This is a genomic window from Sphaerothrix gracilis Ecp01 (assembly GCF_030405905.1).
Classification (GTDB): Bacteria; Cyanobacteriota; Cyanobacteriia; order Phormidesmidales; family Phormidesmidaceae; genus Sphaerothrix; species Sphaerothrix gracilis.
On the sequence record NZ_JASATW010000003.1, the window covers coordinates 192,050 to 206,365 of the forward strand.

General features: G+C 54.9%; 15 protein-coding genes. 5 read left to right on the plus strand and 10 right to left on the minus strand.

Annotated elements, in window-relative coordinates:
• Positions 1 to 128: 128 nt before the first annotated feature.
• Positions 129 to 1,022 carry a YihY/virulence factor BrkB family protein gene (locus QJQ48_RS04370; protein WP_346289980.1) on the minus strand — a complete coding sequence of 298 codons (894 nt, stop codon included), beginning with the start codon at positions 1,020 to 1,022 and terminating at the stop codon, positions 129 to 131.
• Between the two features lie 201 nt (positions 1,023 to 1,223).
• Between QJQ48_RS04370 and QJQ48_RS04375 the strand changes: the two genes are divergently transcribed.
• From QJQ48_RS04375 to QJQ48_RS04390, 4 genes are all read left to right on the plus strand, one after another.
• Complete coding sequence (locus QJQ48_RS04375; protein WP_346289981.1) at positions 1,224 to 1,754, plus strand: DUF2085 domain-containing protein; 531 nt, start codon at positions 1,224 to 1,226, stop codon at positions 1,752 to 1,754.
• Positions 1,755 to 1,978: 224 nt separating this feature from the next.
• Positions 1,979 to 2,722 carry a 2-phosphosulfolactate phosphatase family protein gene (locus QJQ48_RS04380; protein WP_346289982.1) on the plus strand — a complete coding sequence of 248 codons (744 nt, stop codon included), beginning with the start codon at positions 1,979 to 1,981 and terminating at the stop codon, positions 2,720 to 2,722.
• A 117-nt stretch (positions 2,723 to 2,839) separates the two neighbouring features.
• Positions 2,840 to 4,267 (plus strand): dihydrolipoyl dehydrogenase family protein, encoded by a 1,428-nt coding sequence (locus QJQ48_RS04385; RefSeq protein WP_346289983.1) that lies wholly within the window; start codon positions 2,840 to 2,842, stop codon positions 4,265 to 4,267.
• A 108-nt stretch (positions 4,268 to 4,375) separates the two neighbouring features.
• The gene (locus tag QJQ48_RS04390) at positions 4,376 to 5,611 is read left to right on the plus strand and encodes an LL-diaminopimelate aminotransferase (RefSeq protein WP_346289984.1); all 1,236 of its coding nucleotides are present in this window, start codon (positions 4,376 to 4,378) and stop codon (positions 5,609 to 5,611) included.
• Positions 5,612 to 5,676: 65 nt separating this feature from the next.
• On the opposite strand, the gene QJQ48_RS04395 is transcribed toward QJQ48_RS04390, so the two are convergent.
• The 5 genes from QJQ48_RS04395 to biuH all read right to left on the minus strand — a co-directional run bounded on the left by QJQ48_RS04395 (position 5,677) and on the right by biuH (position 9,382).
• The gene (locus QJQ48_RS04395; protein ID WP_346289985.1) at positions 5,677 to 5,865 is read right to left on the minus strand and encodes a hypothetical protein; all 189 of its coding nucleotides are present in this window, start codon (positions 5,863 to 5,865) and stop codon (positions 5,677 to 5,679) included.
• A gap of 78 nt (positions 5,866 to 5,943) precedes the next feature.
• On the minus strand, positions 5,944 to 6,081 hold the full coding sequence (locus QJQ48_RS04400) for a hypothetical protein (protein WP_346290120.1): 138 nt from the start codon (positions 6,079 to 6,081) through the stop codon (positions 5,944 to 5,946).
• A gap of 149 nt (positions 6,082 to 6,230) precedes the next feature.
• Positions 6,231 to 6,929 carry a cysteine hydrolase family protein gene (locus QJQ48_RS04405; protein WP_428843021.1) on the minus strand — a complete coding sequence of 233 codons (699 nt, stop codon included), beginning with the start codon at positions 6,927 to 6,929 and terminating at the stop codon, positions 6,231 to 6,233.
• A 109-nt stretch (positions 6,930 to 7,038) separates the two neighbouring features.
• Positions 7,039 to 8,586 carry an ABC transporter ATP-binding protein gene (locus tag QJQ48_RS04410; protein ID WP_346289986.1) on the minus strand — a complete coding sequence of 516 codons (1,548 nt, stop codon included), beginning with the start codon at positions 8,584 to 8,586 and terminating at the stop codon, positions 7,039 to 7,041.
• A 109-nt stretch (positions 8,587 to 8,695) separates the two neighbouring features.
• The gene (biuH, locus tag QJQ48_RS04415) at positions 8,696 to 9,382 is read right to left on the minus strand and encodes a biuret amidohydrolase (protein WP_346289987.1); all 687 of its coding nucleotides are present in this window, start codon (positions 9,380 to 9,382) and stop codon (positions 8,696 to 8,698) included.
• A gap of 183 nt (positions 9,383 to 9,565) precedes the next feature.
• On the opposite strand from biuH, the gene hydA reads away from it, so the two are divergent.
• Positions 9,566 to 10,978 (plus strand): dihydropyrimidinase, encoded by a 1,413-nt coding sequence (gene hydA / locus QJQ48_RS04420; protein ID WP_346289988.1) that lies wholly within the window; start codon positions 9,566 to 9,568, stop codon positions 10,976 to 10,978.
• Positions 10,979 to 11,056: 78 nt separating this feature from the next.
• Here the strand turns inward: hydA and QJQ48_RS04425 are convergent, their stop codons facing one another.
• The 4 genes from QJQ48_RS04425 to QJQ48_RS04440 all read right to left on the minus strand — a co-directional run bounded on the left by QJQ48_RS04425 (position 11,057) and on the right by QJQ48_RS04440 (position 14,252).
• Positions 11,057 to 11,497 (minus strand): hypothetical protein, encoded by a 441-nt coding sequence (locus QJQ48_RS04425; RefSeq protein WP_346289989.1) that lies wholly within the window; start codon positions 11,495 to 11,497, stop codon positions 11,057 to 11,059.
• Positions 11,494 to 13,164, minus strand: a complete 1,671-nt coding sequence (locus QJQ48_RS04430) for a pentapeptide repeat-containing protein (protein WP_346289990.1) — start codon at positions 13,162 to 13,164, stop codon at positions 11,494 to 11,496. The genes QJQ48_RS04425 and QJQ48_RS04430 overlap by 4 nt, the downstream gene beginning before the upstream one ends.
• 325 nt (positions 13,165 to 13,489) lie before the next feature.
• The gene (locus tag QJQ48_RS04435; RefSeq protein WP_428843022.1) at positions 13,490 to 13,717 is read right to left on the minus strand and encodes a hypothetical protein; all 228 of its coding nucleotides are present in this window, start codon (positions 13,715 to 13,717) and stop codon (positions 13,490 to 13,492) included.
• Positions 13,718 to 13,733: 16 nt separating this feature from the next.
• Positions 13,734 to 14,252 (minus strand): DUF411 domain-containing protein, encoded by a 519-nt coding sequence (locus QJQ48_RS04440; protein ID WP_346289991.1) that lies wholly within the window; start codon positions 14,250 to 14,252, stop codon positions 13,734 to 13,736.
• Between the last annotated feature and the right edge of the window lie 64 nt (positions 14,253 to 14,316).

Below are 14,316 nucleotides of genomic sequence, written 5' to 3' on the forward strand. Positions count from 1 at the left end.
CAAACTTAGTACTGATAGACGGGCCTCCGAGAAATTCAGTCGGTAAATGCCTAAAGCTTTACCAAAACTTGATGCCTAATTTACATTAAGCCCGACCTTTCTGGGCCGTTAACGAGTTAAACATCCTATCAGGAAGGAAAGGACGTATTAAAAAGGCTCGAAGTTGCATTTTGACGGCTACCAAACATGCGGGCATAGACATAGGTAAATTCGCCACCTAAAAAGAAAATCTGGCTGGTGAGATAAATCCAAAACATCAGCACCATCACCCCGCCCACGACGCCGTAGGACTTGAAGCGACTGCCCAGGCTGATGACGCTGTTACTAATGAGCTGCTGCAAAATAACCAATAGCAAAGCAGTTAACAGTCCGCTCAAGCGCACATCTCGCCACTGGATCCGGCGCGGCGGCAACACCTTAAACAGCAGCATCAGCACCAGGGTCAGCAGCAAGAATGAGACAATGAGCTGCAAATAAGGCAGCAGCTTCACGCCGTCCAGCACAATTAGGCCCACCTGGCTGCTGACCGTATTAACCACTTTGAGAAAAATATCGATCGCAATTTTGGACAGCATGGAAGCTAACAAAATAGCGGCAGACCCCAATACCAGCAGGAAGGCAAAAACACGTCGGCGCAAAAACCGCAGCACAATTCTCTGCCAGCTGAGATTTTGCTCAATGGGTTCATGAGCGCGCCAAATTTTCTCAAACGAGCGATCGAGGGCGTTGAAAAAGCCGCTGGCGGTAAAGAGCAAAACTGCAAAACCGACAATGCTGGCCTCGACGCTGCCCTCATGTAGTTGTAACAGGGTGGTTTCAACAACGTTGAAGGCGCTAGGTGGCAGCAGCTCTTGGGCTAAGACTAGAATCTGCCCGTAGATATCAGTCTCAGGGCCTAGCAAAAAGCCCATAACGCTGAGCATGACCAGCAGAATCGGAAAAAGCGAAAATAAGGCATAGTACGCTAACGACGCCCCCATATCCAAACAGCCATCTTGCTGCCATTTAAAGAAGGTGCGCACAAAAAGCTGTACAAATTTTGAACGATAGATCTCCTTTGTTTTGGCAGGCTCTCGGATAAATACTGGCAGGTGACTTCGTTTCGGCATTGGCACAAGCGAGGTAGGGAGCCTTGATCTTGGAGGAGTCGCCCCTAAACAGCCTGGGCGGCTAACAACTACAATTAAGTACAGCTTAAATCATTGCTGTGAAACGGACGTGCTATGGCTTCTTCCTCTGTGGCTTCTTGGCGTTATGGCTGGCCTAGCCTGCTGGCAGATATTGTGCTGGCAGGTTTAGTCTCTGGCCCAATTGCAGCTCCCCTCTTAGCCGCTGCGCCGCTGCCCATTTTGCCGCAGATTGCCGATATTATCTACACAATGGGCCAGCATGTCTGTCCGCAGCCAGAGCTGGGACCAATGCTGTGGTCGCCCTACATCATGGCTGTTTGCACCCGCTGTTATGGTACTGTTTTGGGGCTGGTCTTAATGCGCTGGCTCTATGCTCAAGATCGGGGACGCAGCCGTTACTGGCTGGAGCAGTATGGACTGTGGGGCTTCGTGATTGCCTTTGCGATCTGCCTGTTTTATCCGCTGGAGCTAGCGCTGCAAAACTTCAGCGCCTGGGAGGTGAATAACGGCGTGATGGCCCTGTTTGGCCTGATTGCCGGATTGGGATTGGGTGCCTACATCATGCCTATGCTGTATCCCGGCGTGGTGCGGCTGGGGCCGCTGGCTCAAAAGCCGGGTCGCTGAGGCTGCTGGCAAAGAGGCCGCGCAAATTTGAGCGCATAGCGGCTTAGCAGAGAACCTACTGAGCTTGGACATTTTTCCTGCTCAAGGCGATCGCGCATGAGTGCTGAGCTCCCGGCTGAATTCTGGAGCGCTAGGAGCGGCGGCGGACTAATTTTTCGTTTTAGGGTAAGCCTTGGGCCTAGAATGGAAAATTGGCAATTCAATATTCTTTAACATAATTATCCGTGAAGCTATTTGTTTATCACACGCCCGAAGAGGTTCCTGCAGACGCTGCTCCTGACTGCGCGATCGCTATTGATGTCTTACGCGCTACCTCCACGATGGCAGCCGCCTTTGCCGCCGGAGCAGAAGCCATCCAAGTTTTCAGCGACATTGATGAGCTGCTGCAGGTCAGTGAACAATGGCCCACGGAAAAGCGGATTCGAGCTGGGGAAAGGGGCGGTGCGCGGGTAGACGGCTGTGACTTGGGCAATTCCCCCCTGGATCACAATCCTGAACAGACCCAAGGGCGGCGGCTATTTATGAGCACCACCAACGGCACCCGCTGTCTGCAGCGAATTCAGCAGGCCCCAACCGTAATTACCTCAGCCCTGACCACCCGGCAGGCCACCGTGGAATTTCTACTCAAGAAGCAGCCAGAAACGGTTTGGCTGGTGGGTTCTGGCTGGGAAGGCACCTACTCTCTAGAAGATACGGTCTGCGCCGGGGCGATCGCCCACGGTCTGATTGCCGCCACGGGCGAAACCTTTGCCACCCTGGCGGGCAACGATGCTTTAGTAGCCGCAGTAGCGCTCTATCTCCACTGGCAAGATCAGCTCTTGCCCCTGATGCAGCAGGCCACTCACGGCCAGCGGCTGCTGCGGCTCGATAACACCGCCGATTTAGAATACTGCGCTCAGCTTGATATCCTGCCGATCGTGCCGATTCAGCAAGAGGCAGGCGTGCTAGTTCCCCAAACCGTTCAATGAGACCCCGCTGAGTCTTAGATCTGCTAAAAACCTGCTTTTTCTCCCCGGCTTCTCAGCTAGAATTCAGCTATTCCCCCTAGGCTCAGAACATTGACGTTTAGCAGCGGGAGAAAAACAGTGGCAGTTGATTATGACTTGGTGGTGATTGGTGGGGGGTCAGCAGGGTTAGTGGTAGCTAGCGCCGGTGCTCAGCTCAACGCCAAAGTAGCCCTGATTGAAAAAGAACCAAAACTAGGTGGAGATTGCCTGCACTACGGCTGCGTGCCGAGTAAGTCCTTAATTCACGCCGCTCGCGTTGCCTATGAGGTCAAACATGCCGGGCGCTTTGGTATTTACACTCAGCTCAACGAAATTAAGCTCAACGAAGCCCTGGGGCATGTCCATCGGGTAATTGAGACCATTCAGCACCATGACTCACCGGAGCGGTTTGAGTCTCTGGGAGTAGAGGTGATCTTTGGCAGCGGCCAGTTTACCGACCCTCAAACGCTGGAGGTCAATGGCCGCCAGCTCAGGGCCAGAAATTTTGTCATTGCCACAGGTTCTCACCCGGCTCTACCGCCAATCGAGGGACTGAGGGAAGCAGGCTACTTGACCAACATGAACGTCTTCAAGCTGCAGACGCAGCCAGCGGCGCTGGCCGTAATCGGAGCGGGGCCAATTGGCTGCGAGCTGGGGCAGTCTTTTCATCGGTTGGGCACTGAAGTGACGATGATTTCCAGCCGCGACCAGATTATGCCGAAGGAAGATCCAGAAGCGGCGGCGGTGGTGCAGCAGCAGCTAGAAGCAGAAGGAATTCGGATTCTCTACGGCCAGCGGGCACAGAAGGTTGAGGTCATTGAGGGCCGCAAGCATGTCTGGACAGATACAGGCGAAAAGATTGTGGTGGATGAGATTTTGCTATCTACCGGGCAGGTGCCTAACGTCAACGCCCTCAATCTGCAGGCAGCCGGGGTAGAGGTGGGCAAAGAGGGGATCAAGGTCAACGAAAAGCTGCAGACCACTAATCCCAAGATCTACGCGGCAGGAGACGTAATTGGCGGCTATCAGTTTACCCATGTAGCTGGCTATGAGGCAGCGGTGGTTCTGCAAAATGCCCTGTTTTTACCCACGAAAAAGGCGGACTACCGGGTAATTCCCTGGGCCACCTTCACCGAGCCGGAACTGGCGCGGGTGGGTCTGACTGAGGAGCAGGCGCGATCGCGCCATGATGATGTCTACGTGCTGAAACAGGAGTTCTCTGGCGTTGACCGGGCGCTAGCTGAAGCCGCAGGCATCGGCTTTGCCAAAATCATCACCCGCAGCAGCGGCGAAATTTTGGGAGCGCATATCGTCGGCCCTGCCGCCGGCGAGCTCATTCACGAAGTCGTCTTGGCCATGAGCCACAATCTCAAGGTGGGAGCGCTCACGGGGATTCACGTCTATCCCACCCTGGCGGAAGTGACCAGTAAAGCGGCCCTGCAGTTGAAAAAGCGCAAGTACGCCGAGAATGACTTCTTGCAGAATTTCCTGCGCAAGTTCTTTAATTTCCGGCGATCGATTGCCTGATCTCTGGCCTGCTCCCTGGGGAAATGGGGATAGACCGGATCAGGCCGTCCCCACCCTCTCATACACCTGATAAGCTGATTGAGGGCGTTTTGTGACTCAATTGGACGTATGGCAACCGTTAACGACAACTATCTAAAGCTCAAGGCTGGCTACCTGTTTCCGGAGATTGCGCGGCGGGTCAACACTTTTGCCGAGGCAAACCCAGAGGCGCAAATCATCAAGCTGGGAATCGGTGACGTGACAGAGCCTTTACCAGAAGCCTGCCGCGCCGCCATGATTCAGGCGGTAGAAGACATGGGCGATCGCGAGTCTTTCAAGGGTTATGGCCCGGAACAGGGCTATCTCTGGCTGCGAGAAAACATTGCCATGCATGATTTCCAATCTCGCGGCTGCGACGTAGACGCCTCGGAAGTGTTTGTTTCGGACGGGGCCAAGTGCGATACGGGCAATATTCTCGACATTTTTGGCAAAGACAACAAGATTGCCGTCACCGATCCGGTCTATCCGGTCTACGTCGATACCAACGTCATGGCCGGTCATACCGGAGCAGCCAACGGCAGCGGTGAGTACGACGGTCTGGTCTATCTCTCCATGACCGCAGACAATCACTTCTCCCCAGAGGTGCCGTCTGAGAAGGTGGATTTGGTCTATCTCTGTTTCCCCAACAACCCCACTGGCGCTACTGCCACTAAAGCCGAACTGCAAAAATGGGTAGACTACGCCCGCGCCCACGGCTCGATTATTTTCTTCGATGCCGCCTATGAGGCGTACATTACCGATCCAGATTTGCCCCACTCCATTTATGAAATTGCCGGGGCCAAAGACTGCGCCATCGAATTTCGCTCATTCTCTAAGAACGCCGGCTTTACCGGCACCCGCTGCGCCTATACGGTAGTGCCCAAGGGACTTACCGCCAAGGCCAGCGATGGCTCAGAGGTGGAGCTACACAAGCTATGGAATCGGCGGCAGTCCACTAAATTTAACGGCGTTTCCTACATCGTGCAGCGAGGCGCTGAGGCGGTTTATTCTCCAGAAGGCCAGCGGCAAATCAAGGCGCTGATTGATTTCTACTTAGAAAACGCCCGCATCGTGCGAGAAAAGCTGACCCAGGCAGGCATCGACGTGTACGGCGGCGTGAATGCGCCCTATGTGTGGGTGAAAACGCCCAACGGCCTTTCGAGCTGGGACTTCTTTGATAAGCTGCTGAATGCTTGCCATGTCGTCGGCACGCCGGGTTCTGGCTTTGGGGCTGCGGGGGAAGGCTATTTTCGTATTTCGGCCTTCAACAGCCGCGAAAACGTCAATGAAGCGATGCAGCGCATCACCCAAACCTTCAAGGCGTAAAAATTTAAGAGCGGAATTTAGCAGTAGGGGCACGACATGTCATGCCCCTGCCGAAAAATCGTGGCCTACCGCCCTAATCCGTCCCAAAGGGTAGCCTGATGGGGAGTGACGGTTTCAATCGCACCGGATTCAGCGGGCTGGGCTAGATAAACCCGTGTGGCCGTGTAGCCCACTACGAACATGGAAAAAGCAGCCAGAAAACCAGCGATCGCGCGATCGCCGCTAGTAGCCTGAGTAGAGGTATAGGAACGCATAGATGAAGTCCTAATTCACTTCATCCTCATCATCCCAGATATTTTGGTATCACCAGATACGCTTGATAAAATTTAGCCTTATGGCAGTTCTGGCGGCTGCAAAATACTGACCATTTGCTGGCTCAGCGACAGGGGCAAATCGGCCTGATGGGACATCACCCCATGACCAACACCGGCCAGCAAACCAACGAGAGCAGGTAACACTAAAGACGCCAAGCTGTTCATGGAATGGTTAAGAAAAGCAAACGTTGTCAGGAGTTTCTCAAGCCTGGATAAGCTGATTCTGTATCGGGTATGACGCTTTGCTAACAGGAGCAATCATTCAACCCTAAAACTGCACTCAATCTATGCAATCCTCGAATAATTCATGGCTTACTCGCTGCCATCTGCCAGTTTTTGAGGCCCGCTAGCACCTGCTCGGAGTTGGCACACCAGCCCACAATGCCGCCCTGAGCGCAAATCATTTCCAACGTGGCCTGTTTGAAGGCCGGAAAGTAGCTCTCAGTGGCGTCTTCCACCAGCAGACACTCATAGCCGCGATCGTTGGCCTCTCGCATGGTGGTCTGCACGCAAACTTCGGTGGTGACGCCGGTGAGGATGAGATGAGAAATCTGGTGGGTCTTGAGCAAAAATTCTAGGTTGGTATTGTAGAAAGCGCCTTTGCCCGGCTTGGAAATGACGGTTTCACCCGGCAGCGGTGCGAGTTCGTCAATGATGCCGTTCCCCGGCTCCCCCAGTACCAGAATGCGACCCATCGGCCCGCGATCGCCAATTTTTAACGCCCCTTGACCGCGATCGCGCTTGGCCGGCGGACAGTCGCTGAGGTCAGGTCGGTGCCCTTCTACGGTTTGAAAAATGGGTAGGTGCAGCTCCCGAAAGGCCGTCTGCAACCGCTTCACCGTAGGCACAATTGCCTGCAGCCGCTGCACGTCATTGCCCAAAGCGGCGCCAAAACCACCGGGTTCTAAAAAGTCGCGCTGCATGTCAATAATTAACAGGGCGACGCTGGCAGCAGCAGGTAGCCTGTAGTCATAGGGACAGGCGGTGATTGTGGAGATAGACATAGTAGATGCAGGTTTTATGATTCATCATTGAACTTGGCAGCCAAGCTATAGCTGAACCCGCCTGTACGGGGGATTTTTTTGAGAGTACCCAACCTCATCTGCGATCGCCCTAATGTCCGGCCATTTTTTGGCCGATCGTGACTAAATCCGCGTCCGCGATCGCGCTTTCATACACCAGCTCTCCTTCGCTAATCACCAGTACGCGATCGGCTAGGCTCAGCAGCTCATCTAAGTCTTCGCTCACCAGCAGCACCGCCACTCCCCGGTTGCGAGCCGCCACAATTTCGCTGTGAATGAAGTCAACGGCGGAGAAATCCAGGCCGAAGCAGGGATTAGCCGCAATCAGCAGGTTGATCTGCTCTGAAGAGAGTTCCCGCGCCAGGACGGTGCGCTGCACGTTGCCGCCAGACAGATTACTCACGGGTACATCCGGCGAAGGGGTTTTGACTGAAAAAGTTTCGATCAGTCCCTGGGCCATCTGACGAATTTGCCGCAGTACTAAAAATAGGCTCCACTTAGACTGGGGCGGCTTGTCAAACGTGCGCAGCGCCATATTTTCAGCCACGCTCATGTGGGGCACGCAGGCATTGCGCAGTGGCTCCTCCGGCAGGGCGAAAACCCGGTGGCGATCCATTTCTGACCGGGTGGCGCTGTAGGGTTCGCCGTTGACCCAGACTTCGCCTGCTGTGGGCGATCGCTGCCCTGCCAAGACCTCCACTAATTCTCGCTGCCCGTTCCCCGAAACGCCAGCAATACCGACAATTTCGCCGCTCTTTACGGTCAAATCAATTTGCTTGACTGCTGGTAAGCCGTTATCCCGGTGGGCCTGTAATTTTTTAACCTGTAGTATTGGCTGGCTGGCCGATAGCGTCTGCTTCTCGATCGCCTTGGTCTGCCGCTCCTCACCCAGCATCATTTGGGCCATATCGGCGATCGCCAAGTCTTTCACCCGGCCATTCCCCGCCAGCTTACCTTTACGCAGCACCGTCACCTCGTCCGTAAAGGCTGTCACCTCGCGGAACTTGTGGGTAATCAGCAAAACGCTCAGCTGTCCTGCCTGTACTGCCTGCCGGATCAGTCCTAGTACTTCATCAGCTTCACTCGGCGTCAGCACTGAAGTTGGCTCGTCTAGGATCAGGATGCGGCTTTTGAGGTAGAGCTGCTTGAGAATTTCTAGCTTTTGCTTTTGCCCAGCGGCGAGCTGACCGACTGGAACGTCTAGCTCGACCCGAAAGGGAGAGTTAGCCATAAAGGCGTTGAGCGCATCAAATTCGGTTTTCCAGTTGATCAGGTTGGTATTGTCATAGCGAGACAGCACCAGATTTTCCGCCACCGTCATAGCTGGGACAGAGGTGAAGTGCTGATAGACCATACCGATGCCGTATTCATGGGCCTGCTTGGGGCTTTTGATGACGCGCTCTTGCTGATCGACTAGAATTTTGCCTGCCGTCGGCGCATAGAATCCCATGATGCATTTGACCAGGGTGCTTTTGCCAGCCCCGTTTTCTCCCAGCAGGGCGTGAATAGTACCAGGTCGCAGGGTCATGGAGACGTTGTCTAGAGCAACCAAGCTGCCGAAGCGTTTGGTCATACCCGTAACCTGTAGTTCCGGTGGGGTTTGAGTTTGGGGCTGGGCGGACGGGGCAGCGGTTTTCATGGAGAGGATGGGATAGGGGAGATATAGGAGGGGCGGTTGTATAGGGGCAGGTTTGGAGGGATTGTATCGCAACGCTATCGGTATCTGGCAAAACCTGCCCTTACGGGATTTACGAGTGGCCGATCGCGGTTAGTAAATCTTTAGAGGCGGCCACCGCGCCGAAGACACCGCCCTGCATTTTGATCATTTTGAGGGCAGCGAGGTAGTTGCCGTAGTCAGTCGCGCCCGTGCAGTCCGAGAGCAGCAAACATTCATAGCCGCGATCGTTGGCGTCGCGCATCGTGGTATGGACGCAGACATCAGTAGTGATGCCCGTGAGGATGACGTTTTGAATTCCTCGGCGGCTGAGAATCAGGTCGAGGTCAGTGGCGTAAAACGAGCCTTTCCCCGGTTTGTCAATAATCACTTCGCCAGCAATAGGGGCCAGTTCGGGAATGATTTCCCAGCCCGGTTCCCCCCGCACCAAAATCTTGCCGCAGGGTCCCGGATCGCCAATGCCTGCGCCAATCCGCCGCGATCGCCAGCGTTTATTTTCCGGCAGGTCAGACAGATCGGGGCGGTGGCCTTCGCGGGTGTGGATAATCAGGTAGTCCTGCGATCGCAGGATGGACAGCACTTGCTTAATCGGTTCAATGGGCGATCGCGTCAGGGAGAGGTCGTATCCCATTTTGTCCACGTAGCCCCCCGCTCCGCAGAAGTCTGTCTGCATGTCGATGACGATCAGCGCCGTGTTTTCGGGCCGTAGATCGCCGTTATAGGGATAGGGATAAGGATCGGCGTCAACATAGCATCCCATAGGGTTCTGACAGGTAGCGACTTGTACAGAATGCTTACCACTTGACTAAAACTCCAAAGAGTTAGCCGTGAACTAAATCATGGCAGTGTCTCATAAGGGCCGGTTTTACTAATCCTCTACCAGCGTCGCGATACAATTTCTCCAAACCTGCTCCTATCCAACCTGCCCCTACTGCCACAATCTATGCCCCATACCCTAATCAAAGGCGGTCGCATCGTTACCGCCGTCGATGACTACGTAGCCGACATCCTCATCCGCAACGGTCAAATCGAGGCTATTGGCCGCGATCTCTCAGCCGAGTCTGCCACAGTCCACGACGCGACGGGCTTGCTCGTACTACCCGGCGGTATCGATGTCCACACTCACATGGAAGGCCCCCAGGGGCCAGCGATGAACTGCGACACCTACGAGTCGGGCACGAGGGCCGCAGCCTTTGGCGGCACCACCACGATTGTGGACTTTGCCTATCAGGCCAAGGGAGACGGAGCCAAAAAGACCCTAGACGATCGCATTGCTCTAGCTGATCCCCAGGTCTGCATTGACTACAGCTTTCACCTAATTTTGGTGGACGTGAACCGAGAGGTGCTGGCGGAGCTGCCGGACATCATCAATCACGATGGCGTCTCTAGCTTCAAGATGTATATGGCCTACCCGGAAATCTTGATGGTGGACGATGCCGCCATTTTTCGGACTATGCGTACGGTGGGGCATCACGGCGGCATGGTGAATCTGCACGCCGAGAACGGTCAGGTGATTCAGGTCTTGATTGAGGAAGCGCTGGAGCAGGGGAATACCGCTCCCAAGGCCCACATGCTGACCCGACCTCGCCTGATGGAAGCAGAAGCCACCCACCGGGCGATTCGGATTGCCGAGCTGGCGGAAGTGCCGGTTTATATTGTGCATCTGTCGGCCCCAGAAGCTTTGGAGAGCGTGGTGGAAGCTCGCGATCGCGGCCTGTTTGCCTTTGCTGAAACCTGTCCCCACTACTTGTTTTTGGATGATACTGAATACGATCATCCGGGGTTTGAGTCGGCTAAATACGTGATGACGCCGCCGCTGCGGGAGCATCATTGCCACCATGCCCTGTGGCGGGGGCTGCGGTTTGACGATTTGCAGATTGTGGCGACGGATCACTGCCCTTTCTGCATCAATGAGCGGACGATGGGGCTGAAGTTTTCTAAGCAACTGGGGCAGGACAATTTCAACCAAATTCCCAATGGGGCACCGGGGGTCGAGACGCGGTTGGTGCTGCTCTATGACGGCGGCGTCCAGGCCGGGAAGATTTCGCTGAACCGCTTTGTCCAGCTCACGTCAACGGCTCCGGCTAAGATGTTTGGCCTGTTTCCGCGCAAGGGGGCGATCGCCATTGGCAGCGATGCGGATCTGGTGCTGTTTGACCCTGATAAGCACCAAATCCTCAGCGCCCAGACTCATCACTCCAACGTGGACTACAGCCTATTTGAAGGCCGCGAGGTGACGGGGACAGTGGAAAAGGTGTTTTTGCGGGGAGAGCTGATTGTGGAGGGCGATCGCTGGCTGGGACGCAAGGGCATGGGCCGTTTTTTGCAGCGGGGGGCATCGGGGCGATTTCTGTAGACGTTTTGCCATAGAGCAAGCAAAACGTAGGATAGTTGACCATAGGGGCAATTCATAGGGCGCTGCTTTGAGGGGGTTCTAGAACAGGGCCAGAATTGGGGGGAGCAGGTTTTGGCAGGCGGTGGCGAGGGTGGAGGCGGCGGTGAGGGGTTCGGCGATCGCTTTGAGGGTGTCAGCGGCTCGTTTCGCCATGCGCTGCATGACATTTTCTTGGGGACTGCTTCCAGCTTGAGCCAGTTTGCCGACTTCGCTGAGGGCTTCGGCTTTTTCGACTTCTTCCAGTTCAGGGTCTTGCTCGATGGCGGCTTGGAGCTGAGCGAGCAGGTCTTTGAGGCTGGGCTGGTCGGAGTCGGATGTGTCGGGGAGCTGGCTGATTTGATTGCTGACGTGGCCGCTGATTTCGCCCAGGTTGAGGGTGCTGGCGGTGAGGTTAACGTCGCCTGCGGCATAGAAGCTGCCGTCGCCTGTGGTGATGTTGGGGTTTTGGCTGTGGTTCATGGCGGTGTTTTGAATAGTCACATTAGGTGTTTGTCTGCTGCTGCTTTGTAGAAAAGCAAGCTAATTTCTTTGATGTCATCGGCGCGTTGTTTTTGCCCTTCCAGTAGACCACTGTTATAGCCTGCTTCAAGTCCGGCCTGATATCCTAAGTCCCAGTCGTGCTCAACTTTGCCTTTGTCCGTGCCTTCAGGTACTTGCAAGGTGATTAAGGCATCGTTTCCTTGCTTTTCAATCGCTTTAATCGAATCGCGAGTAATCCCTGAATTTTCTGCCATTACTTTTTCAAAGGCAGCCTGAAAAGCTCTTGGCTCGATTCCATTACGAATCAGAATTTGTACCGTGTCGAGCATTTCTTTGAAAAATTTCTCAAAGTCGCCTTTTTGAAAGACCTTATCGGGATTGTAGGGACGACGTTCGCGATCGCCATAGACATCTGCCTGCTCTTTCAAAAATACATACTGGCAGTCGATGTCTTTGAAGAGGGTGGTTTCGTCGATGTTCCAGGCTTCGAGGCAGGCTCCGGTGAGGTGGGCGGCGGTGAAGTCGGTGCCGATACATTGAGCTTCAGTGAGTATGACTGCGTGCAGCTCTGCGCTGTGTAGAATCGCGCCGTTAAGGTTTGCCCCTTTGAGGTGGGTGCGATGGAGCTTGGCACCTGCGAGGTTTACGTTGCGTAAATCAGTATTGGAGAGATCTTGATCAATACCGTTGAGGGAGATGAGGAGCGCCAGAACGCGGGGATCTTGCAGGTTGCTGGTACCAAGGCGAGCGCGATCAAGATCTTTAGCGTGGTGCCAGCGGACGTGAGTGAGGATAGTAGGATGCTGGCGAGAGTCGGCAAAATTAGTGCTTTTGAGGTGTGCGTGAGCGAACGTTGCTCCGGTGAGATCTGCGCCGCTGAAGGTAGTGCCGCCGAGGGCTGAAAAGGCGAGGCCAATAATCCGAAGGTTCTCAAATTTGGGATCTTTTCTATTTACTTGGCGTTTGATATAGAAAGAAAGCAATAAGCTAGCGACAGCGACAGCGCCAGCGCCAGCGACAGCGCCAGCGCCAACGACAGCGCCAGCGACAGCGACAGCGCCAGCGACAGCGACAGCGCCAGCGAAAGCGAAAGCGAAAGCGCCAGCGAAAGCGAAAGCGAAAGCGCCAGCGCCAGCGACAGCGACAGCGAAAGCGCCAGCGAAAGCGACAGGGACAGCGACAGCGAAAGCGCCAGCGAAAGCGCCAGCGAAAGCGAAAGCGAAAGCGATGCTTCCTAATGCCTTCAGCGTGAAGCCTTGACGAGCAATTGCCAAAAGCGTGACAGCGATGACAACGATGCCTGCGATCGCAGCGATCAGATTGTCAGAGCCGCCTATTGCAAGTAAGTATCCAATCCAGGCTCCTGAGAATCCTTGTAAAAATCCAGCTAGAGCTGCAATGACAACAATGGGAAGTAGCTGACCTACCAGCCAGACTTTCTGCAAGCCTGCCTGAGCCTGAGAGAACTTAGCTTTTTGCAGGGTTGCCTCCACAAACCGGGCACTGCGAATATCTGCACCGCTCAAGTCTGCCTCGGACAAATCTGCTCCCCGAAAATTGCAGCCGCGCAGAATAGCTCCGCGAAAGTCGCGTTCTCCGGCTGCATAGAGCCGCAAAACCTCTTTCTCGTTGAGCCGCTGTCCGTGATATTTGCCCCGTTCCGTCATGGCCCCGCCGTTGCCGCTTGTAGAGAACCCAGGGTTCTTGCATCTGAGTCGGAAGCAGTTCGCAACCTAGCCTAAAACCCTGGGTTCTTGGCTTCTGTCCCATTTAAGCCCATGCGCCGCAAGACAGCCACATCAAGGCGATGACAATTCATTGCGGATGCAGTTTGCCGATCGTGTTAGTGCAAGCCTCTTGCTCGCGTTTTATATTCACACCTCAGGGGATAAACCTGGTATGTGTCGATCGTGAGCGAGACGCTCACACTTCCTCGCGTATATCAGCAGATCCATTTGGTCAGGATGCTCATGAGGCGATCGCTCTGCGGCATCACCTGCAACTCACTCCACGCCCAATCAGCCGCGCCGCAAACTCATGATCTTCCAGCGGCACCGTAATTTCCAAGACTCCATTGTCGTAAATCAGCCGAGAACTGCGCGACTGCGGTAGCGCCGTTAAAATCTGTAAATAGCCCTGCCAAGACAAATCGTGAAGCAAAACTCGCTGTTCGCCTACAGGCCGCGCTGCCGATTTGGGTTCTGGTGCCGCGATCGCCATCTCAGGTCAAACTTTCTCAAAAACTGTGGTTTTCAAACACCGTGGTTTGTCCGGCCTCATCGAAGGCAAACACCGTGTAAGGCTCCTCGCCCATATCCATCCCCGGTGCGCTCATCGGCATTCCCGGCGCCGTCAGTCCTAGCACGTCCGGTCTTTCCGCTAGCAGGCGCTCAATATCGCTAGCCGGCACATGACCCTCAATCACGTAGCCACCGATCAGCGCCGTGTGGCAGGATTCTAAATCCGCCGGGACGCCATAGCGCTGCTTAACTGTTTCCATCTCTTCGGTGAGGTGATCGTCCACCGTAAAGCCCTCGGCCTCAAGATGCTCAATCCAGTGGCCGCAGCAGTTACAGTTAGGACTGCGATAAACCGTCGCGGCTGGAGCCGATTGACCGGGCGCTGCCGCGATCGCTCCCCGTTCCAACGGAGCCGCCTGAGCACTGCCGCTCAGCAGCACCAGACCACAGACAATCAGCGCGATCGCCAATCCCCTTAGCCACATCCGCAGATCAAGACTCGCCGAGCTGTGCATGAACCGTCCTTGCCAACGCTACCTGAAGATTTTAACCAATTCTTTTCCGGCAGGGCTACGCCCC

Bases quoted from the DNA above. Each gene is read 5' to 3' on its own strand.
- QJQ48_RS04375 (WP_346289981.1), top strand. From the start codon at position 1,224: ATGGCTTCTTCCTCTGTGGCTTCTTGGCGTTATGGCTGGCCTAGCCTG.
- QJQ48_RS04390 (WP_346289984.1), top strand. From the start codon at position 4,376: ATGGCAACCGTTAACGACAACTATCTAAAGCTCAAGGCTGGCTACCTG.
- QJQ48_RS04395 (WP_346289985.1), bottom strand. From the start codon at position 5,865: ATGCGTTCCTATACCTCTACTCAGGCTACTAGCGGCGATCGCGCGATC.
- QJQ48_RS04405 (WP_428843021.1), bottom strand. From the start codon at position 6,929: ATGTCTATCTCCACAATCACCGCCTGTCCCTATGACTACAGGCTACCT.
- QJQ48_RS04410 (WP_346289986.1), bottom strand. From the start codon at position 8,586: ATGAAAACCGCTGCCCCGTCCGCCCAGCCCCAAACTCAAACCCCACCG.
- biuH (WP_346289987.1), bottom strand. From the start codon at position 9,382: ATGGGATGCTATGTTGACGCCGATCCTTATCCCTATCCCTATAACGGC.
- hydA (WP_346289988.1), top strand. From the start codon at position 9,566: ATGCCCCATACCCTAATCAAAGGCGGTCGCATCGTTACCGCCGTCGAT.
- QJQ48_RS04430 (WP_346289990.1), bottom strand. From the start codon at position 13,164: ATGACGGAACGGGGCAAATATCACGGACAGCGGCTCAACGAGAAAGAG.
- QJQ48_RS04435 (WP_428843022.1), bottom strand. From the start codon at position 13,717: ATGGCGATCGCGGCACCAGAACCCAAATCGGCAGCGCGGCCTGTAGGC.
- QJQ48_RS04440 (WP_346289991.1), bottom strand. From the start codon at position 14,252: ATGCACAGCTCGGCGAGTCTTGATCTGCGGATGTGGCTAAGGGGATTG.